The following is a 19,634-nucleotide window of genomic DNA, read 5'->3' as shown; positions in this document are numbered from 1 at the left end:
GCTGTGCCCTCGAGCCGCGTTCGTTTTTATCGATCGAGCCGTATCCGCGGCCATGATCACGCTCACGTCGGACTTCGGGACGCCGTACCCCGCGGCGATGAAGGGAGTCCTGCTCGGACGCACCGATGCGAGGCTGGTCGACGTCGGGCACGACTTCCCGCGCCAGGACGTTCGTACCGCGGCGTTCTGGCTCCGGGAGACGCTGCCGTACTTCCCGCCGGCCACGCACCTCGTCGTCGTCGATCCCGGCGTCGGCACCGGCCGCGACGCGATCGCCATCCGAGCAGGGGAGCACGCACTCGTGGGACCTGACAACGGCGTCTTGCTCCCCGTCGCTCGGCGACTCGCCGGCGACGCCGCCCTCGAGAGTTACGTCGTCGACGAGGAAGCGCTCGAGCCGGTCGTCCCCGCGGGCGAGTCACCTCCGGATCCCGGCGAGGGCCCGAGAAGCAACACCTTCCACGGCCGGGACGTCTTCGCCCCGACCGCCGCGGCGGTCCACGACAGCGACGGACTCGACGCCGTCGCGTTTCTGACGCCAAGCGACGGTCCGGTCGACCTCGAGCTTCCAGCGGCAAGCCTTGAGGACGGTCGCGCCGTCGGCGAGGTGCTCGTCGTCGACGACTTCGGGAACGTGATCACGAACGTTCCCGGGGAGTTCCTCGAGGGCCGCGATCGAGTCGTCGCGAACGACGAGCCGGTTCCGGTCGGCGACACGTTCGAGGCCGTCCTCGCGGGCGAGCGACTCGCGACCGTCGGGAGCCACGGCTACGTCGAACTCGACGTCAATCGGGGGCGAGGCGAGACGGCGTTCGAGCTCGCCGTCGGCGATCGGGTCGTCCTCGAGCCCGTCGATTGAGGACGAATCGGGAGTCAGTCGACCGGGTAGGAATCAGCGATCGGCCGGCGGATCGATGACGAGTTCGCCCGAGGCGTGGCAAACGATCGCGCAGCCGGCGAACCGAAACGAGGTCGTTCCGTCCTCGATGCGGTGTCGACCCCAGTGAGCGAACAACGTATCGAGAGCGTCGGGATCGACCCGCGTCGACAGCGACTCGAGTTCCTCGGGGTCGGTCTCGAGCACCGACGCCACGGCCAACACGAGGACCGTACTCACGGCCTCGGGGTCGCTGTCGGTCCACCACACGTGGTAGGTCTCGCGGTCCTCGTCACGGTAAACGGTTCGACCTGCGACGTCGTCGACCGGCGTCAGTCCGTCCGACGGCGGAGAGAGGGACATTCTACAGGACGGTTTGTGTATTATTACTTAACCTTATTGTCAAAAATACAATTAGATTCGAAGGAGAGACGACCGGACGACTACTCGGCGGCGATGACGTCATCGATGCGGACGATCATCGTCGCGGCCTCGGTCGCGCTCTGGATGGCCTCACGCTTGACGTCCGCGGGGTCGACGACGCCGTACTCGAATGGGTCGTCGATGGTGACGGTCTCGCCGTCGGTGATGAGGCCGGCGCGCTCGCCGCCCTCGTGAGCCGCCCGCAGATCGACGAGGGTGTCGATCGGGTCCTGGCCGGTGTTGGTCGCCAGCGTCCGCGGAACGACGTCGAGCGCGTCCGCGAAGGAGGTGACCGCGAGCTGTTTGCGACCCTCGATGCCGGCGGCCGCCGAGCGGATCTTGTCCGCGATCGCGATCTCGGTCGCGCCGGCGCCGGGGACGACCTCGCCCGAATCGAGCGCCGTCGAGACGACGTCGAGGGCGTCGCCGATGGCCCGCTCGAGCTCGTCGACGACGTGCTCGGTGCCGCCGCGGACGAAGACGGTGACGGCCTCGGCGGCCGCGCCGCCCTCGACGAACGCGAGGTCGTCGTCGCCGTAGTTCTGGCTGCGGACCCGGTCGGCCGCGCCGAAGTCGCTCTCCTCGAGATCCTCGAGGGCGCCGACGCGGTTGGCGCCGGTCGCGGAGACGATCTGGCGGGCGTCGGAGCTGCCGACGTTGTCGAAGACGAGCACGCCCTCCTTCGCGAGGAACGAGCTGATGCGCTCGTCGACGTCGTCGGTCGTGAAGACGACGTCGGCGCCGCTCTCGGCGAGGGTCTCGGCGTAGCCGCGAACCTCGCTCTCCTCGGCGTCGATCGCCTGGTTGAGCTGGTCGATCGAATCGATGGCGTACTCGGCGTCGATGTCGCCGGTGCGGACGCCGAGCTCGACGTCGAGGACGGCGATGGAGGCGTCCTCGACCTCGCCGGGCATCGAGTCGTGAGCGGCTTCCTCGTCGATGACGATGCCGGGGACGAGCTCGGTCGCGTTCGAGGAGGCGCCGATCTGGGTGTGGACGGTGACGTTGTCCCGGTGGACCCCCTCGTCGTCCTCGACGTGACGGATGGCCTCGACGACCGTCTCGGCCAGCGACTCGGCGGTCAGGCCGCCGGTGCCCTTGCCCGTCATGCTGGATTCGGCGACCTGTTTGAGCACGTCGTCGTCGACGGCGTCTTGGCTGACCTGCTCGTCGATCGCCTCGAGGGCGATCTCGGCGGCCTCGTGGTAGCCCTCGACGATCGTCGTCGCGTGGACGTCCTGTTCGATGAGGTCCTCGGCCTCACCCAGCAGGTTACCGGCGATCACGGCCGCGGTCGTCGTCCCGTCGCCGACCTCCTCCTCCTGGGAGTCGGCGACCTCGACGAGCATCTGGGCCGCGGGGTGTTCGATGTCCATCTCGTTCAGGATGGTCGCGCCGTCGTTCGTGATGACGACCTCGCCGCCCGAGTCGACGAGCATCTTGTCCATCCCGCGGGGACCGAGTGTCGTCCGTACGGACTCGGCGACGGCCTTGCCGGCCATGATGTTCGACGACTGGGCGTCCCGGCCCTGGGTTCGCTGGCTATCCTCGCTCAGAATGAACATAGGCTGTCCGCCCATGCGTCGCTGTTGTGCCATTGTGGATCCTCACTAACCATGTCGTCAGCACTTCTATATAATTGTTTCGCTAACCGTCGGCGCTCCGTCTGGCGATTTTCCCTGTCACACCTCGACACACCCTCGAGACGACGGTCGCTCGAGGTCACAGTCGCCGAGGAGTTCCGATCCGCCCGGAAACGTCGCTCGAAGATCGTTCGAGCCGCCGAACTCGGCCTGTGTCGGATTCGCATCCGTCGAGCCGAGTGAGTCGATTTATGTCGGAGCCGAAACGTTCGCTACGTATGGTCGCGAAACGGGCGGTCGGTTCTCCGCCGTCGACGACGATCGGACGGTGACCCCCAGCTATGTTACACGCTCTCGAACAGCGGCTCGGACCGCGGTTCTCGGTGCTGCGGGTCTACTGCTACGGTCTCTGTATGGGAACGGCCGACGCTCTCCCCGGCGTTTCCGGGGGGACCGTCGCGCTCCTGCTCGGCTTCTACGGCCGGCTGATCGCCGCCGTCACCGCGCTCACGCCCGGTCGGGCGATCGACGTCCTCCGGGGATACGATTCCGAGCGCCGGGAGCGCGCCAGGGAAGCGCTCCTCGAGATGGATCTCCAGTTCCTGCTCCCGCTGGGCGTCGGAATGGTGACGGCCGTCGCGCTCATCGCCGAGGCGGTCACAGCCCTCTCGGAATCGCATCCGCTTCCCCTCTTTGGCTTCTTCATCGGACTGATCGCTGCATCCGCGGTCGTCCTCTTCCGGAGCCTAACGTTCGACTCGAGTCAACACGTCCTCGCGGCCGTCGCCGGCACCGGGTTCGCACTGCTCGTTTCCGCCAACATCCTCCAGCTGCCGGGTAGCGGCCTCCTCGTGATCTTCATTTCGGGGGCACTAGCGATCAGCGCGATGATTCTGCCGGGCATATCGGGATCGCTGATCCTGATCTTGCTCGGCCAGTACGTCGTTCTCACGGGCGAACTGAGTGCGTTCCGCCAGTCGCTGCAGGATTTCGTACTTGGAAACGGAACGCTCGCCGCCGTCGGAGAGCCGGGGTCGACCGTCGTCGTGTTCATCATCGGCGGCTTTGTCGGACTCGTCACGATCGCACGGGTTGTCAGGTTCGCGCTGGATCGCCACCGTGGGCTCACGCTCGTATTCCTCGTCGGGCTCATCGCCGGGTCCGTGCCTGCACCGCTTCATAACATCGCCGAAGTGCACCCGATGACGACGGAGACGATCCTGTTGACGACGGCGTGGGCCGCTCTCGGCGCAGTCGCGCTGTTCGCGCTCGACTGGGTCGCCGGCGGCTTCGATCCCGAGTAACAAACACTGCTTGCGTCACGGCGGGTTCGTCGAGAGTCGCCGAACCTGAACGTTATACTCATAGGACCTGATCGGTTCGCCATGGAATCCGTTGGCACTGGACTCGCGCGTATCGATCGGAACGACCGACGAGCCGACGTCTACCTCGCGCGACCCGAGAAGCGAAACGCGATGTCGGTCGACCTCATGCGGGATCTGACCGCGGCGTTCGAGCGCGTCGACGCCGACGAGGACGTCTGGGCGGTCACCCTGCTCGGGGAAGGGCCCGTCCTCAGCGCCGGGATGGACCTCGAGATGATGCGCGACCGGGTCGAGCCCGACTCCGAAATCGACCGGGACGTCTTCCCCTCGCTGCTCGAGACCATCGAGCGGACCCGCCAGCCGGTCGTCGCCGGGATCAAGCGGGCCGCGCCGGCCGGCGCGTTCGAGCTGACGCTGCCCTGTGACTTCCGGATTCTGGGCCGCGACGCGAAGTACGGGCTGCTCGAGGTGACGCTCGGCACGTTCCCCCACGGCGGCGGCACCCAGCGCCTCCCGCGACTGGTCGGGCTCTCGAAGGCGAAGGAGATCGTCCTCACCGGCGAGTTCGTCGACCCCGAAGCGGCCGAACGGATGGGGCTGGTCCACGAGCTCTGTGCCGACGAGGCGGTCGACGAGCGGACGAAGGCGTTCGCGGATCGGCTCTGCGAGAACGCGCCGCTGGGTCTCGAGAACGGAAAACGCGCGCTCAACGCCGCCCTCGAGACCCCTCTCGAGCGGGGGCTCGAGTTCGAACGGGCGCTCGGGCGAGAGCTCGACGACACGGACGACTACCGGGAAGGATTCGATGCGCGACTCGCCGATCGGGAGCCGCAGTTCGGCCGGGAGTAACTATCGGCGGTCGTAGATCCGAACGGCTCGGTCGTGGCGCACCGACAGCCCGTTCGGATTCCGGCGGGTCGATCGATCCGCGTAGCGGGCGCGCACGCCGTCTTTGAACCCACCCGCGGCGTTCGTAACGACGTCGACGCCGTCGGAGAACCAGCCGGTCGGCGTCGCGTCCCCGGTGACGATCTCCCGTACCCCCGAGAGGCCGTCCCGGATCGCGCTGCCGACCGTCCGCCCGAGCACGGTCGGTCGCGGGCCGTAGTTCTTCCCGAGGCCGTACGCGAGCGATCGGTACGTCGTTCCCCAGTCGGGTTCGGCCCGGCCGCCGTCGGCCCCGACGTCGCTGCGGACGGCCATCGACGGCGACCAGGCGACCTCGAAGCCCAGGCCACCCACGCGGTGGGCGCAGTCCCGCGCGCCGTCGCTCTCGAGGTACTCGTCGAACCCGTCGAGCGCCTCGAGCGAGGTCCGGTCGAACGCGACGTTGCCGCCGTCGAAGACCGTCACGCTGTGGCCGACGATCCGTTGGGTGCGCTCGCTCTCCGGGACCGTTCCGTCGGCCTCGCGTGTCGGGCCCGCGACGATGTCGGCGCTGTCGGCGGTCGCGTTCTCGAGGGCCTCGTACCAGCCGGGTTCGATCGCGTACTCGGCGTCGAGGAACGCGACGATCTCCCCCGTCGCCACCTCGAAGCCGGCGTTACGGGAGACGTTGGGGTTTCGCTCCGAGATCTCGACGAGGACGTCGACGTCATCGCGTTCGCGAACGACGCCCGTCGTTCCGTCCGAGGAGGGGCCGTTGACGACGACGACTTCTGTCCCGTGTGGGGTTTCGGCCTCGAGCGCGTCGAGACAGGATAGCAGTCGCTCCCGGTCGTTGAGCGTCGAGACGACTACCGAGAGCTCCATACCGTATAGTAGAACTACCCGAGGATAAAAATAGGGCGGAATTCGATCCCGCGATCAGCGAACACGCGTGTTCCAGTACGACACCGACGCGAAGTGATCGGTCAGCGAACGGCCGCCGACCGTCTCGTCGAGCGTGCGGATCGCGGTCGCCAGCCGGTTCGGGATCGACCGATAGAGCCCGTACGGCGCCAGAAAGTCGTCCTCGACGTCGACCAGCGTCAGATTCGCTTTCGCGAGCAATACGCTGACCTCGCTCTTCGAGTAGAGCCGCGACCCCATCGGGAGCGCCCAGTTGTAGACGCTGCGCGCGCTGAAGCGGTTGAACGTGTCGAAGACGATCTGGTCGCGCGAGACCCGACGCATCTCCCGCAGGAACGCCTCGGGGTCGTCCGCCAGATGGAAAAACCGCATCGCGATGACGGTGTCGAAGTGATCGTCGGGAAACGGCAGTCGTCCGGCGTCGCCCCGCAGGAACTCGAGGGTCCCCTCCAGGTTCGCCGTCTGCGCTTTCTTGCGTCCCTGTTGCAACATCGCTGCCGAAATGTCCAGTCCCACGACGTCCGCGCCACGCTCGGCGAGCATGACGGTAAACCGCCCGGTACCACAGGCGATCTCGAGGACGTTGCGGTCCTCGACGGGCATGATGGCCTCGAGTACGGCTTCCTTCTCCCGGCGGTCGATCAGCTGGCCGCCCTGGGAAAAGCGCTTGTCGTCGTACTCGGCGGCGACGTCGTCGGCCTGGTACCACTCCTGTCCTTTCACACTGGCTCCAACTACAGCAGCGACGGGATAAAACGATACTGGAGTCCGTCGGCGGCTGTCCCGAAAGTGACACGCCGATCCACGGTACGAACGCCGTCGATAGCCGGCGACTGCCGCATCGAGGTAGCTACGAGGGTGCTCGGTCAGACCGGAACCGAACGGTTCAGATACATGTAATAATATGACGTCTAGACACCTATTACAAACTGGATTGTTCGTATCCACATATAGGGAAGCTTTACCACCACTGCTTTCGCTGTGGTAGGTATGAGCATGAGTACCGCAGAGGACCACGCTGCCGCCGCCGAGGACTCACTCTCCGAAGACGAGTACCGCGACCGCCTTCGCGACCTGCCGCCGAGTGCGAAACTCGTCGCCAAGGTTCTCGAGGCCGACTCGCCGCTGTCGCAGGGACAGCTCGCCGAGGAGTCGCTGCTGCCCGACCGGACCGTTCGCTACGCGCTCAACCGCCTCGAGGACGTCGAGCTCATCGGCTCCCGGTACAGCTTCCGCGACGCGCGCAAGCAGGTCTACTTCCTCAAACACTGATCGCTCGAGACCGACCGTCGACGGTCTCCGATACGCCTTTTTTCGCCGACCGTGATGGCCGCCCATGAACGTCGCGTCCGTCGCCGTCCCCGTCCGTACCCGCGCACCGGGAGGGACAACTAACGCCTACCTGCTCGGCGAGGAGCCGTCGGTGCTCGTCGATCCCGCGGCCCGCACCGACGAGCTCGATCGACTCGTCGCCGAGCGGTCGGTCGAACACGTCGTCGTCACCCACACTCACCCCGACCACGTCGGCGCAGTCGATTCCTACGCGGCCGAAACCGGCGCGACCGTCTGGGGCCGGTACGGACGGAGCGAGCGGTTTCGCGAGGCGACGGGACGGGAGCCCGATCGGGAGCTGCTTCCGGGGGCGACGATCGACCTCGGTGACGAGCGCGTGCGCGTTCTGGAGACCCCGGGACACGCACCCGACCACCTCGCGTTCGAGGCCGACGCGGACGGGCCGATCGTCTGCGGGGACTGTGCCGTCGCCGAGGGCAGCGTCGTCGTCGGCGCCCCCGAGGGCGACATGCGCGCGTACCTGACGACGCTGCGTCGGCTCCGGGCGATCGACCCGCCGGTGCTGCACCCGGGCCACGGCCCCGCGATCGAGACGCCGCGGGTGGTCCTCGAGCGACTCATCGCTCACCGACTCCGGCGCGAGCGACGAGTGCTCGAGGCCGTCGACGACGGCGCCGGCTCGCTCGCGGCGATCCTCGAGGGCGCCTACGAGAAGGACCTCGAGGGGGTTCGCGACCTCGCGCGGGCGACCGTCCGGGCCCACCTCGAGAAACTCGCGGTCGAGGGCCGACTCGAGTGGGACGGCGAGCGCGCTACGAGTCGCCGGAGGTGAACTGGAACTCGAAGGTGAGCTGATCCTCCATTCGGACCCGGACGCCGCCGAACTCCTCGGAGATCTGTTTACGGGCCTCGGAGCTGGGTTCGACGGTGAGCGTGACGCTGTTGCTGTTCGCGTTGTACTCGATCCGGCTGACGGTGACGTCGAACGCGAAGAGGTCGGGAACCTCCGTTCGGAGGTGCTCGCGCACGTGATCGATCATCCGTCTGAACGTCGCCCATCTCCTCGTTGAGCGATGGCATGCGCTAGCGTAGGTCTCGAGCGATCGTAACGGTTCGTCTTCGCTCGGAAGACAGTCCGTGCTACCGGGGAAGGCGACGCCAAGCGACCGGCTTTTCCCCCTCGAGGCGTAGTGACGAACGTGCGATCGCTGGAAGCCGAACTGGAGTCCGCCCGCAAGCTGGCCGTCGACGATCTGGCCGACGCCATCGAGTCGATCGGCTTCGAGTGTACCCGCTGTGGCGCCTGCTGTACGGGCCACGGCGAGGACGAACACACGGCGACGGTGTTTCCCGACGAGGTCCGTCGGCTCGAGGACGCGGCCACCACCGACGACCTCGAAGGGGAGGCGGTCCCCGACGCCGAGGACCGCGAGTGGCGCGACGTCGCCCGACCGATGCCGTACGGCCTCGAGGAGGGCGACGACGGGCTCGAGGGCGAGACCTTCGAGTGGGCGCTCGAGACCGACGGCTGCGGCGACTGCGCGTTCTACGCAGAGGACGAGGCCGGCGTCGGCGCCTGCACTGCCCACGAGGACCGACCGCTGATCTGTCGCACCTACCCCTTCAGCGTCGGGCTTGCGGGAACGAGCCAGCCGATGGGCGAGGCCGTCGACAGCGTTTCGCTCCCCGAACGGGGAGAAGCCGACGACGAGAACGAGACGGGCGTCCTCCGCGCCCACGAGTGCGAGGGGCTGGGCCGGGACATCTCCCGCGAGGACGCGGAGGAACTCGCCCGCGCGCTGAAGGAGCGCGCGGTCCGGGAACTCGAGGAGGCGATCGGCGTCCGGGACGAGTACGAGCCCGCGGATCGGGAGCCGGGCGAGGTCGTCGTCCACGACTCCGAGGGCCCGAAGCGGATCGACGGAACCCCGCTCGAGGAGTAGCCGACTCGTTTCCGGGCACCGATCGAGTCGAACCGACAGGAATTTCCTGCGACCGCTGGATCCGTCCGCATGAACGTCGATTGGGACGCGATCACCCACGTTACGAAGGTCGATCCGGCGAAATCCCTGCCGTCGGATCTCGGCGTCCTCGAGGGGACCGATCTGGTGCTCGTCGGCGGCTCCGACGGCGTCACCGAGTCGAACAGCCTCGAGGCGATCGAACGGGTCACGGACGTCTTCTCGGAGATTCCTGTCTTTCAGGAGCCGTACAGCTCGAGCCACGTCTCCCGGGAGACCATCGAGGCGGCCGACGCCGTCTCGATCCCCGCCGTCTACAACGGCGACCGGGACCACTTCGTCGGCAAGCACGTCGAGCTGTTCACCGAGGTCGGACAGAAACCCGACGAACTGCTCGGCTCGAGCGTTCCTCTCGTCGGCGACCTGATCGCCTCGAAGGGCGTCGAGGTGGTCGCTGAACTCGCGGACAAGCTCGTCGGCGAGGGGTACGTCGTCCAACACCTCGAGTCGACGGCCGCGGCGGTTTCGGGCGTCGAGACGGCCTACTGTCCCGAGGAGGTCGCGGGCGCGGCCCTCGCGACGGAGGCGTTCTACGACTTCCCGATCTTCTACGTCGAGTACTCGGGCACCTACGGCGGTCCCGACGATGTTGAGGCCGCCGCGCGATATCTCGAGGAGACGGCGCTGTTCTACGGCGGTGGGATCGACAGTTCCGAAAAAGCGAGCGAGATCCTCGAGGCCGGCGCGGACGCCGTCGTCGTCGGCGACTGCTTCCACGACGACCCGGAGACGTTTCGGGAGACGATTCCGGAGTAGAGATCACGAGGAACACGATTTCGTCAGAGACCCGAATATCGGGAGCCCGTGCGCCTAGCGTGTTTCTCTCGAATTCCGATCGAACGGGAACCGAGAGAGCGAGCGCTCCCGGCGGTTCTCGTCGGCGTATCTGCCGGGGGTCGAGCGGGCTGCGGACCGACGACCCGCAGCCGGCCGGCGTGGCGATAGAGTCACCACGCGACCAGCCGAAGCCCGATCGAGATACCCTCGGTAACGGGTTTCTAGAACGTGTCCTCGATAATCTCGCCGACCGCGAAGTTCGACTTGACCTCGGTGATCTCGACCTTGACGCGCTCGCCGACGTCGGCGCCAGGAACGATGATCACGTAGCCTCGCTCGACGCGAGCGATCCCGTCGCCCTGCTTGCCGATGTCCTCGATCTCGACGTATCGAGTCTCGTTGACGTCGACCGGCGGCTGCGGTTCCGACGGCGCGGTCTTGGGCTGGGGCGTCGATGCGGACGACTCCTCGGTTGCTTCATCACGAGAGATGAGCGCGACACGATAGACGTCACCGGCGTCGATGTCGCCGGTTTCGACCTCCTGTCGGGGCACCTCGATGACGTACCGATCCTCTTCCTCCGAGACTTCCGTACTGAACAAACACAGCAGTTTTTCAGATATTTCCACAGGTAGACCCTCGACTTTGACTCTGCGTGCCAACCGTAATAGAACTACCGAACGACTACCGTGGTGTGCCGTGGCACTCGCGGGAGCGCCACGCGCCCGTCAGTCGGCGCGCTCGAGCGGCCGGATCGTCGCGAACCCCTCGAGATCGACCTCGCCGCCGAACTCGGCGTCGGCGACCGAGTCGTAGGGCCGGTTGACGACGATGTTTCCTGCAGTCGAACTCCCGATACCGGGGATGGTCGTCAGCTCGTCCATCGACGCCTCGTTGAGATCCAGCGGATACGGCACGCCGGTCACCGATCGGTAGCCGTGGTCGACGACGGCGACGTCGGTCGTCTCTCCGAGCGGGCGCTCGCCCGGGATGCCGACCAGCAGCGGGTAGGTTCCCAGCTGACGGCCGAACGTCTTCCCGTCCTGGTGGTACTCGAGGTGGACGTCCGGCAGGACGGTTCCGAGCGGGGCGACGCGGGCAAGCATTGGGTTATCGATCTCTTCCCGTACTTGCGTCTTGTAGCGCTTGAAGAGCTTCTTGTGCTCGTTTGCGATCTCGGCGCCCGTCTCGGACATGTCGGTCCCGTCGAACGACATCACCTGCCGGATGTTCACCCGCCGGAGCATGTACCCCTCGTCGTACACCCGATGGAGAAACTCGAGGTTGCGCTCGTAGGTCTCCTCGCGTTCGCCCTTGAGGCCGTGTAAGAGGTTGATCCCGGGCAGGAGCTTGGGGAGACGGATCGGTGCGTCCTTGCCCGCGCTCGCGGCCGCGCCGTTCGCGCGTTCGGAGGGCCTCGGATCGTCCGGCCCTCCCGGGCGCCACCCTGCTTCCTCGTTGACGATCTTGACCGCCTCGAAGCACTCCTCGGCGGTGACGTTGAGGTTGTTCTCCTCCTGGACCAGCGGATCGGCGGACTCGAGCCCGAACGCCGCGGTGTCGCCTGGGGTGTTGTGCTCGGCGATGATCCGGATCCCCTCCCGACTCTTTTCGGGCCACTCGACGATCGTGATGGGGTTCATGTTGTCCAGATGCAGCGTCTCGAGGTCGGGCGCGACCTCGCGGATCCCGCCGTACAGCGAGCGCAGGGCGTCGGGGTTGGGCGCCTCGCCGTCGCCACCGTAGGCGAGGATGTCTGCCTGGCGGCCGATACGGAAGTGTCTGACGCCCAGATCGGAGAGGGCGTCGACCTCGCCGACGACCGACGGCGGCGGGCGGAACGTCGGATTCCCGTAGAGGGGCTCGGTACAGAACGAACACCGGTAGGCACAGCCCCGCGAGGTCTCGAGCTCGGCGATGAGGTAGTCGGGATGATTCGGGTGTTGCTCGACGATGAAGGCGCCCTCCTGGGCCCACCGCGAGACCTCGTCGACGTCGCGCATCCGGTTGTTAAAGCCCTCGAGCCCGCTCTCGACCAGGTCGTGGACGGCGGCCTCGACGTCGCCTTTCGCGACGAAATCGAAGTCCAGGTCCTGGCGCTCGGTCTCCGTGGCACCGGCGTTCTCGTCGCCGACGCCGAACTTCACGGGACCACCCATTAGACTCGTGCCGCTTGCGGTCCAGGCGAGCTTGCGAACCTCGTCGGGTTCGGCGGGCGTGCCGCCGACGTACTTGCCGGGGACGGTCATCCCACCCAGATAGATCAGGAGGTCGGCCTCGTCGACGTCGCGCCACCGGTCGGGCTCGTCGCGCAGGCCGTCGATCGTGTGGTACGTGATCTTCTCGCGGGGAACGTCCGCGTCGACGAGCGCTCCCGCGGTGTAGCGGGGGTACGTCGAGATGTACGGCGGCACCCCGAAGTGAGCGGGCTCGTCGACGTAGCCGTCGACGATCGTCACCGACAGCGTCTCGGGGTCAGTCATGGCGCCAGGTAGCGCCTCGAGCGGTAAAACGGTGACTACACGAAATCCCCGACGCGCCGGACGTGGTCCGCCGCGTCGACCCTTTCAGTCCCGCCCGGCGGTGAACGGACGAGAGGGTGAAACCCTGAACTGGTCGGTCGGCCGACGTCGACGGCTCGCTCGAGGGTCGACTCCGCCGTAGGCGATCCGACCGATTCGATCGGAGCGTGCCGTAACCCCGACGTTGATGGTCGTCGTGACGCTACTACCGTGTATGCCACCAACCGAGGAGATCGTCTGTACCGCCGAGGACTGCTTTCTCGACCTCTTCGAGAACCACTACACGTACGACGTTCCCGACGACTTCGACGTCTCGGCGCTGTCCTGTCCGGTCTGTGGCGGCACCGACTGTCTGAAACCGGTCGAGCTGTAGTCTCTTCCAGAAACGCCGTACAAGCCCGTAGTTTCCGCGCCACAATCACTAAGAACGAGCCGAGCGTACCGTTCGAATCTGACCATGATCAGGATCCCTCGGTCGTCGTGCTCGGGTCGGCTGCGTTCGCCCCGCGGGGTTGATCCCCGATGAGCCTCGCGAGTCTCGCGGACGCGGTCGGCGCCGCCCTCTACCGCCAGATCGGCCGCGCCAACGGGCGCGTACAGCGCCACCGCCCCCTGGCGGTCGACGTCCTCGAGAACGAGACCGGTTACCTCGTCGTCTTCGACGCCCCCGGTGCCGGCCCCGACGACATCCAGGTTCGGTATCTCGAGGGAACGGTCACGGTCAAGATCGACCGGTTCCGGCAGTTCCACGACGGCTACGAGATGCGCTTTCCCGGCCGCGGGATGGAACTCGAGGGCGAGGCCGAACTCCCCGGCGACGCGCTCGTCGAACCCGACGCGGGGACGGCCACGCTCTCGGAGTCGGGCGCCCTGCGGATCGAGATTCCGAAGCGCTCGGCGGTCGACGGCGAGCCGTCTCTCGAGAGTCGGTCGGCGCCGAATGACCCGAGCGATACCGAACCCGGGACCAACGAGATCCCGATCGACGACTAGTTCTCCCGAATCGTCATCCCCTCGACGACGTCGAACGCCTCATCGCCGTCGAAGCGGGTCGGATCGAAGGGCTCGATCCCCTCGCCGCCGAGTACCTGATCGGCGATCCGTTCGCCGATCGCTGGCGCGCGCATGAACCCGTGGCCCTGGAACCCGGTGGCGACGTACAGCCCGTCCTCGAGTTCGCCCACCAGCGGGTCCCGATCAGGCGTCGACGTACACAGCCCGGCCCAGGCTCGCACGACGTCGTCGGGGTCGAGGTGGATCCCCGAAACGCGGTGGTCGACGCGCTCGAGTAAGTCCGTCACGAACCCCGACGAGGCGTCGCGATCGTAGTCGTCGGGGTCGGCCTCGACGTACTCGGTGCCGTCGCCCGCCAGCACGCCGTCGGCGTGGGGCCGCAGGTAGAACTCCCCGGTGGCGTCGTAACACATCGGCTCGGCGAGCTCGCAGTCCGCGACCAGCGCCTGCACGCGGTAGGGCTTCATCGCGATCGCGATCCCCGTATCGGCGAGCACTCCCTTCGTATGCGCCCCCGCGGCGACGAGCACGGCGTCGACCTCGTGGGTGCTCCCGTCCGCATCGTGCACGACGCGGGCGGGATCGGTCCGAACCCGAACCGGCGTCTCCGGACGCAGCGTCGCGCCCGCCCCATCGGCGGCCGCCGCGAGACAGGCCGTGTACGTCGCCGGGTCGGTGTAGCCCGCGGCACCGGCGATCCCCGCGACCGCGACGTCGTCCGTACGAAGCGCCCGAAACCGTTCGGCGAGCTCGTCGCCGTCGACCTCGAGCGCGATCGTTCCGTTCTCCTGCATCCGCGTGATCTGGTCGCGAAGCGCCTCGGCGTTTCGCTCGTCGCCCTCCCGAGCGAGCCAGACGTAGGGACACTCGACGAACGGGAACGTGTCGTCGCCCGACAGATCTCGAAAGCGCTCGATCGCGTCGCCGCCGATCTCGGCGTCCAGCGGATCGGCGAAGGCGTCGTAACAGACCCCCGCCGCGCGCCCGCTCGAGCCGCTCGCGATCGTCCCGCGGTCGTACAGCGTCACGTCGGCGCCCTCCCGGGCCAGGTCGTAGGCCGCGGTCGCGCCGATCGCGCCCGCGCCGACGACGGCCACCTCGAGGTCCCGGCCGCGCTCGGTGAACGCGTCCGCGCCCACGGCGAGTTCGGGCTCCCCGCTCATCGGCGATCACGAGGCCAGCAGGCCTCGAGCGGGCGCTCGGCGAGCCACTCGAGCAGCGCGTGGAGTCGGTCGCGGCCGGTCTCGAACAGCCGTCGGCCCTTCTCGGGGTCGGCCTGGGTCGGTCGCCCGACCGCGCCGCTCTCGGAGAAGTCGATCGTGTCGAACCCGAGGACGGCGCCGTGGACCGACTCGCCCCAGCCCTCGCTCGCGCCGGCCTCGGCGGCCTCGAGTTCGTCGGGTCGGACGAGGTCCTCGCGGAGGTGCCACAGCAGGCTCGACTCCGCCGCATCGGCGTGGCCGCCGTCCTCGTCGAACAGCTCGTCGGCGAGTTCGTCGACGGCGTCCCACCAGTTCCACGGCGGGGCGAACGCCGTCCGCTCCTCGCGTAGCCGGCGGGCGGCCCGCCGGAGCGCCCCCGAGTTGCCGCCGTGGCCGTTGACCACGACGACCTTCCGGACGCCGTGGTCGGCGAGGCTCGAGATCGTTTCCCGGACGTACTCCTCGAACGTCTCCGGGCCGACGTACAGCGTCCCCTCGAACTGGCGGTGGTGTTCGCTGACGCCCACCGGGAGGGTGGGAAGGACGACCGCGTCCTCGCGGTCGGACACTGTGTGAGCGAACGCCTCGGCGGCCATGTGGTCCATCCCCAGCGGGAGCGCGGGGCCGTGCTGTTCGGTGCTTCCGACGGGAAGGACGGCGACGGAAGCCGCCTCGAGGTCCTCGGCGGCCGCCGTCGTCGTCCGTTCGGCGAGCAACGTCATACCCGTCGGTGGGCGCCGGAGGGACTTATTTACACGGGATGGGTTCGAAAAAGAGGGCTCAACGAAACCGACCTGGGTGGTCGAACGCGTCCGCCTGGGAGTAGGCGATTCGTCCCTCACAGACGGTACGAGGCGGATAACGTAGGGACCGCTCCCCAGACAGCCGACGCTAGTGCCGAACGGGGACCCATCACCGCTTCGAGAATTTCGACTTCGGTTAGACGGAGAGCCACAATCCGTTCGCTTCGCTACTGTTCCTACCGATCCCTCGATCGGGTGAACTGTAACTCGGGATGGGAAAGCATACAGTTATCGGTTCGATAGTGTCTCCTTAAATGACACTAGAACGTTGGCAGTACACCTGGGGTGGGCTGTTCCTATTGATGGCCGGGATTGCCACTGCTTCACTGTATATCACGGGTATTAGCATCCCCACGGGTTTCGCAGTTGTAGTTGCGATGGGCGTTTTTGGCATCGTTGTGCGACCGAGAATGTACGGTTATATTATGTCCGGAATAGGTGTCGTATCGGTCCTTCTTTCGGTCGTGCTGTTTGCTTGGAACTGGAGCTTCCTCACGGTAGGTGCGGTGGCCACCGTCGGAGTCGGTGCGGTTCTCCGCGGCGTTCATACGCAGTTGAACATGCAACCGGAACAGTAGGAAATCTCGGCTGAAGCTAGAAAGGAATACCCTCCGTTACTTCTCCAGAGCCCGAGTAGTTCGGAAGGGCGTTACTCGAGCAGGGGATCCAACCCGCGTGCGGGATAACCCACGACGGTCGTCGCGCCGGCCTCCCGGAGGGCCTCGGTCTGTGCGCTGACCTCCCGTTCGGTGCCGACGAGCGCGTAGTCCCCTGCAGCCTTCAGCAAGACCTCACGCGCACGGCCGGTGGCGCTCGAGTCCGTCGCGCAGTCCTCGGGCAGCGCACGGGAAACGGGGCGACGGCGGGCGACGTAGTCGCCGACGGCGTCGAGGACAGTGTCGTCATCGTCGGCGAACACCGCGGGCGCGTAGACGGCGAGGTCGCCCTCGAAGCCGGCCGCCCGCAGGGCCCGAAGCTCGCGGGGGGTCGACCGCGAGAGCAGGTCGTACTGGGTCGCACCCGTCGCCATCGCGATCCGTTCGACGCTCTCGGAGCCGACCCAGGCGTCGGGATCATCCTCGAGGGCCGCACCCAGCCGGGGTGCGACGGCCCGCTCGCGTTCCTCGTCGGTGAGGTAGGCGGGGTGGCCGGCGACCAGGACGCGCCCGACTCCGGACGGGAGTTCGGCCAGCAGGGAGTCGTCGCCCAGCGGATCGAAACCGTCGGCCCTGACGGGAGTCGTCACGAACACGTCGGCATCTGCCGATAACGAATCGAGGACCGACGGTGCCGGGATGTGGTCCCGGCCCTCGTAGTCGACGGCGATCGTCTCGGCGGGGATCGACGCGGCCAGGGAGACGTCACACTCCGCGGGTTTCAGCGCGATCCCGTCCAGTCCGGCTCGGGCGACGGTGCTCGTAGTTAACATTGGAACTCACCTCGCGCGACGAAAAGGCGGCTACGATCGGTGCGGAACGCGATCACTCGTCTGCGCGATCATGGACGTGCTGGGCGGGCCGCGAGCAAAAAGCTGACGTTCCGCGCAGGACTCGTACGGGAGCGCGTCTCACAGCGTCGAACGATCGATTCGTTCGGGCGCCTCGAATCCGGTGGTCAGCTCGAGCAGCTGGACCAGAATCCGACCCGTCGCCCCCCAGACGGTGTAGCCGTCGACATGGAAGTAGTGGATGACGATGTCGCCGTAGTAGGGGTGGTCGCGGCGCTCGCACTCGTAGTTCTCGGGGTCGAGAAACCCCGACAGCGGAAGGACGACGATCTCGGCGACCTCGATCCCGTCGCGCTCGTACTCCCGGTCGGGCACCCGGGCGACGAAGGGGGTGACGGCGTACTCCGAGATCGTCCGGATGTCGTCGAGCTGGCCGACGACCTCGGCCTCGTCGGGCTCGAGCCCGATCTCCTCGTTCGCCTCCCGAAGTGCGGTCGCGAGGATCGACTCGTCCTTCGGTTCGGCGCCGCCGCCGGGGAAGCTCATCTGGCCGGGGTGGTTGCCCAGGTCATCGGATCGGCGGGTAAACAGCAGGTAGTCCTCCTCGTCGCGCTCGATGACGGGGGCGACGACGGCCGCGTCGTGTTCCTGGTCGTCGATGCCGATCGGGGGGTGGTCCGCGATCGGCGCGAGGTTCAGTCTCGGTCCCATCTGATCACTCGAGGGCGGCCTCCAGTCGCGCGCGTTCGTCCGCGAGGTCGACGGGCGCCCACGTTTCGACGTCGTAGCTCACGTCCAGCAGCGTCTCGATCCTGTCGTCGTCGCCGTCGTCGACGGCCGCGTCGGCCGCCGTGGCGAACTCCTCGCGGACCGTCTCCCCGAGGGCCTCGCGGTCGGGTCGCCTAGGTTCGACGTCGAGGATGTGGGGGACGTCCTCGGCGCCGTCGGGGACGGTCGGAAACGCGGTCGGGCCGGCGACCAGCAGCGGCTCGCCGGGCTCGACTCCGTCGGGGGCCGATCGCTCGGGCGGCTCGTAGGCGACGAGGGCGAACGACTCGAGGGCGCCGTCGATCCCCGTCTCGAGGGCGTCGGAATCGACGTCGCCGCCGTCGGCGCGAAACGCCGCCTCCTCGAGGGCTCGCTCGAGGTCGGCTCGGGTGAGCCCGCCGAAGAGGTCGACGACGCCGGCGAGTTCGTCGGCGGTCGCGTTCATACGCCGTCCACGTTCGGTGCGCTGTTGAATGTTACCCCGCACGCGGTAGCGCGGGGATTCCGTCCTCTCATCGAGTGCCGGTTTCATCCCCGGCCACGGTCGGTCGGGGAATTCGCCTCGCGATCCAGTACGATCGTCGAGAGGTCAGTCGCTTCCCGCGGAGCCGACCCGGGGTCCGTGCCACGGGCGGGCCCGCTCGCGGACGGTCTCGGGATCGATCGGGGCGTCGAGCCAGCGGGGTAGCCGGCGGTCCGGTCCGGGGGGTTCGATCGCAGCGGCGTAGCGCTCGAGCTGGTCGTGCTCGCGCTCGGGATCGTACGCGAGCCCGTTGAACGCCGCGTCGGCGCGGTACTGGGCGATCAGATCCCGGCCGATCTCCCGGTAGCGCCCCGGTAGCGTCTCGTAGTCGGGGTCGACCCCGCCGGCCTCGAGCACCCGCAACAGCTCGGCGCCGACCGTCCGGCTCATCCCCTCGAGCCCGGTCTCGCCGGCGACCGCGCGGTGGTCGTGTTCGTGGACGCCCAGGTCGACCTGTGCGGTGCCCGCGAACCCGGCGTAGTCGAAGGCGTCGCCGAGGGTCCCGACCTCGAGTCCCCACGTCCGGGGCGGGCGAAGCCGCTTGGCGAGGTCGGCGGTCATCGCGAACTCGCCGGCCAGCGCGTACCGGAAGGCACTGCAGTACTCGAGGATCGGCTCGTCGTGTCGGGCCGACAGGGTTCTGAGCAGCGGCTCGTAGAACAGCCGGAAGAGGCGTCCGTAGAGCCGTCCGCGTTCGACGCGCGCGTAGTAGCCCTTCGAGAAGGCAAACTCCATCGTCAGCGGCGCGAGCAGCCGACGGACGTGGTCGACCTCGTAGCTGCGGGCGTCGGCGTCGTGGACGACGACGTACTCGCCGGCCTCGGCGGCGGGGCCGAGCGCGAGCCAGACGTCCCGTCCCTTGCCGGTCTCGCCGGCGAGTCCGGCCTCAGCGAGTCGCTCCTCGAGGGCCGGCGCGTTACACCACAGCACTTCGATCGGCAGGGCGAACGTCTCGAGCCACTCGCGGAACGGGCCGATCCGAGCGGGCGACGCCCGGACCGGAACGACGACCGCGGCGGGCTCGAGGGACTCGAGTTCGGCGAGCACGCGGGTTGCGGCCGGGCTCTCGTGTTCCCGGTCGGTCATCGGAACGACGACGGCCGCGTTAGCGACGGGATCGCCCTCGAGACCCGTCGCCATCGGTTCCCCGCCGAGGTCGTGGAGTGTCGCGATCCGATCCTGGACGTACTCCATCGATCCACTGTTGGAGCGAGCCGGTAAAACGGCCACGACTCCGGCGAACTGCGGTTGGCGGCACGTTGCGT

At 67.6% G+C, this 19,634-nt stretch carries 22 protein-coding genes and 1 pseudogene; 10 read left to right on the top strand and 13 right to left on the bottom strand.

Features of this window, described 5'->3' with window-relative positions; genetic code table 11:
• Window positions 1-52: 52 nt before the first annotated feature.
• Window positions 53-859 (top strand): SAM hydrolase/SAM-dependent halogenase family protein, encoded by an 807-nt coding sequence (locus ACFEMD_RS12725; RefSeq protein ID WP_394741360.1) that lies wholly within the window; start codon window positions 53-55, stop codon window positions 857-859.
• Window positions 860-892: 33 nt separating this feature from the next.
• Here ACFEMD_RS12725 and ACFEMD_RS12720 read toward each other — a convergent pair whose 3' ends face one another.
• Together ACFEMD_RS12720 and thsA are read right to left on the bottom strand one after the other, a co-directional pair.
• Entirely contained in the window at window positions 893-1,240 is a 348-nt protein-coding gene (locus ACFEMD_RS12720; protein ID WP_394741359.1) for a HalOD1 output domain-containing protein, read from the bottom strand.
• 80 nt (window positions 1,241-1,320) lie between these two features.
• On the bottom strand, window positions 1,321-2,865 hold the full coding sequence (thsA, locus tag ACFEMD_RS12715; protein WP_394741649.1) for a thermosome subunit alpha: 1,545 nt from the start codon (window positions 2,863-2,865) through the stop codon (window positions 1,321-1,323).
• Window positions 2,866-3,224: 359 nt separating this feature from the next.
• Between thsA and ACFEMD_RS12710 the strand changes: the two genes are divergently transcribed.
• The gene (locus tag ACFEMD_RS12710) at window positions 3,225-4,187 is read left to right on the top strand and encodes a DUF368 domain-containing protein (RefSeq protein WP_394741358.1); all 963 of its coding nucleotides are present in this window, start codon (window positions 3,225-3,227) and stop codon (window positions 4,185-4,187) included.
• An 81-nt stretch (window positions 4,188-4,268) separates the two neighbouring features.
• The gene (locus tag ACFEMD_RS12705; RefSeq protein ID WP_394741357.1) at window positions 4,269-5,057 is read left to right on the top strand and encodes an enoyl-CoA hydratase/isomerase family protein; all 789 of its coding nucleotides are present in this window, start codon (window positions 4,269-4,271) and stop codon (window positions 5,055-5,057) included.
• Here the strand turns inward: ACFEMD_RS12705 and ACFEMD_RS12700 are convergent, their stop codons facing one another.
• Together ACFEMD_RS12700 and ACFEMD_RS12695 are read right to left on the bottom strand one after the other, a co-directional pair.
• Window positions 5,058-5,960, bottom strand: coding sequence for a glycosyltransferase family 2 protein (locus ACFEMD_RS12700; RefSeq protein WP_394741356.1), 903 nt, complete (start codon window positions 5,958-5,960; stop codon window positions 5,058-5,060).
• Window positions 5,961-6,014: 54 nt separating this feature from the next.
• Window positions 6,015-6,722 (bottom strand): class I SAM-dependent methyltransferase, encoded by a 708-nt coding sequence (locus tag ACFEMD_RS12695; RefSeq protein ID WP_394741355.1) that lies wholly within the window; start codon window positions 6,720-6,722, stop codon window positions 6,015-6,017.
• Window positions 6,723-6,989: 267 nt separating this feature from the next.
• Between ACFEMD_RS12695 and ACFEMD_RS12690 the strand changes: the two genes are divergently transcribed.
• Complete coding sequence (locus tag ACFEMD_RS12690) at window positions 6,990-7,271, top strand: MarR family transcriptional regulator (protein ID WP_005553878.1); 282 nt, start codon at window positions 6,990-6,992, stop codon at window positions 7,269-7,271.
• Window positions 7,272-7,335: 64 nt separating this feature from the next.
• Window positions 7,336-8,124 (top strand): MBL fold metallo-hydrolase, encoded by a 789-nt coding sequence (locus ACFEMD_RS12685; RefSeq protein ID WP_394741354.1) that lies wholly within the window; start codon window positions 7,336-7,338, stop codon window positions 8,122-8,124.
• Here the strand turns inward: ACFEMD_RS12685 and ACFEMD_RS12680 are convergent.
• A pseudogene (locus ACFEMD_RS12680) lies at window positions 8,105-8,372 on the bottom strand (hypothetical protein). The gene ACFEMD_RS12685 and the pseudogene ACFEMD_RS12680 overlap by 20 nt on opposite strands.
• Before the next feature lie 119 nt (window positions 8,373-8,491).
• Here ACFEMD_RS12680 and ACFEMD_RS12675 point away from each other — a divergent pair.
• Window positions 8,492-9,235 carry a YkgJ family cysteine cluster protein gene (locus tag ACFEMD_RS12675; protein WP_394741353.1) on the top strand — a complete coding sequence of 248 codons (744 nt, stop codon included), beginning with the start codon at window positions 8,492-8,494 and terminating at the stop codon, window positions 9,233-9,235.
• Window positions 9,236-9,304: 69 nt separating this feature from the next.
• Complete coding sequence (locus ACFEMD_RS12670) at window positions 9,305-10,069, top strand: heptaprenylglyceryl phosphate synthase (RefSeq protein ID WP_394741352.1); 765 nt, start codon at window positions 9,305-9,307, stop codon at window positions 10,067-10,069.
• A gap of 242 nt (window positions 10,070-10,311) precedes the next feature.
• Here ACFEMD_RS12670 and ACFEMD_RS12665 read toward each other — a convergent pair whose 3' ends face one another.
• Both ACFEMD_RS12665 and ACFEMD_RS12660 read right to left on the bottom strand, forming a co-directional pair.
• A complete protein-coding gene (locus ACFEMD_RS12665) occupies window positions 10,312-10,719 on the bottom strand; it encodes a TRAM domain-containing protein (protein ID WP_005553893.1) in 408 nt (135 codons plus the stop codon).
• Window positions 10,720-10,818: 99 nt separating this feature from the next.
• Window positions 10,819-12,573, bottom strand: coding sequence for a radical SAM protein (locus ACFEMD_RS12660; RefSeq protein ID WP_394741351.1), 1,755 nt, complete (start codon window positions 12,571-12,573; stop codon window positions 10,819-10,821).
• A gap of 253 nt (window positions 12,574-12,826) precedes the next feature.
• On the opposite strand from ACFEMD_RS12660, the gene ACFEMD_RS12655 reads away from it, so the two are divergent.
• Both ACFEMD_RS12655 and ACFEMD_RS12650 read left to right on the top strand, forming a co-directional pair.
• Window positions 12,827-12,985, top strand: coding sequence for a DUF7559 family protein (locus ACFEMD_RS12655; protein ID WP_394741350.1), 159 nt, complete (start codon window positions 12,827-12,829; stop codon window positions 12,983-12,985).
• A gap of 149 nt (window positions 12,986-13,134) precedes the next feature.
• On the top strand, window positions 13,135-13,605 hold the full coding sequence (locus tag ACFEMD_RS12650) for an Hsp20/alpha crystallin family protein (protein ID WP_394741349.1): 471 nt from the start codon (window positions 13,135-13,137) through the stop codon (window positions 13,603-13,605).
• On the opposite strand, the gene ACFEMD_RS12645 is transcribed toward ACFEMD_RS12650, so the two are convergent.
• On the bottom strand, window positions 13,602-14,789 hold the full coding sequence (locus tag ACFEMD_RS12645; protein ID WP_394741348.1) for an NAD(P)/FAD-dependent oxidoreductase: 1,188 nt from the start codon (window positions 14,787-14,789) through the stop codon (window positions 13,602-13,604). The two genes, ACFEMD_RS12650 and ACFEMD_RS12645, sit on opposite strands and share 4 nt — an antisense overlap.
• A complete protein-coding gene (locus tag ACFEMD_RS12640; protein WP_394741347.1) occupies window positions 14,786-15,550 on the bottom strand; it encodes a creatininase family protein in 765 nt (254 codons plus the stop codon). Before ACFEMD_RS12640 ends, ACFEMD_RS12645 begins: the two co-directional genes overlap by 4 nt.
• Window positions 15,551-15,933: 383 nt before the next feature.
• On the opposite strand from ACFEMD_RS12640, the gene ACFEMD_RS12635 reads away from it, so the two are divergent.
• Window positions 15,934-16,209, top strand: coding sequence for a hypothetical protein (locus tag ACFEMD_RS12635; RefSeq protein WP_394741346.1), 276 nt, complete (start codon window positions 15,934-15,936; stop codon window positions 16,207-16,209).
• A gap of 71 nt (window positions 16,210-16,280) precedes the next feature.
• On the opposite strand, the gene ACFEMD_RS12630 is transcribed toward ACFEMD_RS12635, so the two are convergent.
• The 4 genes from ACFEMD_RS12630 to ACFEMD_RS12615 form a co-directional block, all read right to left on the bottom strand.
• Window positions 16,281-17,060, bottom strand: coding sequence for a DUF7388 family protein (locus ACFEMD_RS12630; RefSeq protein ID WP_394741345.1), 780 nt, complete (start codon window positions 17,058-17,060; stop codon window positions 16,281-16,283).
• Window positions 17,061-17,198: 138 nt separating this feature from the next.
• Window positions 17,199-17,789, bottom strand: coding sequence for an NUDIX hydrolase (locus tag ACFEMD_RS12625; protein ID WP_394741344.1), 591 nt, complete (start codon window positions 17,787-17,789; stop codon window positions 17,199-17,201).
• Between the two features lie 4 nt (window positions 17,790-17,793).
• Window positions 17,794-18,291 carry a DUF7109 family protein gene (locus tag ACFEMD_RS12620; RefSeq protein ID WP_394741343.1) on the bottom strand — a complete coding sequence of 166 codons (498 nt, stop codon included), beginning with the start codon at window positions 18,289-18,291 and terminating at the stop codon, window positions 17,794-17,796.
• Window positions 18,292-18,435: 144 nt separating this feature from the next.
• Window positions 18,436-19,563 (bottom strand): glycosyltransferase family protein, encoded by a 1,128-nt coding sequence (locus ACFEMD_RS12615; protein WP_394741342.1) that lies wholly within the window; start codon window positions 19,561-19,563, stop codon window positions 18,436-18,438.
• Between the last annotated feature and the right edge of the window lie 71 nt (window positions 19,564-19,634).

The sequence above is a fragment of the Natronococcus roseus genome, from assembly GCF_043677095.1.
Taxonomy (GTDB): domain Archaea; phylum Halobacteriota; class Halobacteria; order Halobacteriales; family Natrialbaceae; genus Natronococcus; species Natronococcus roseus.
Note: the sequence above shows the minus strand (reverse complement) of the source record. Positions and strands in the feature narration are given on the sequence as shown.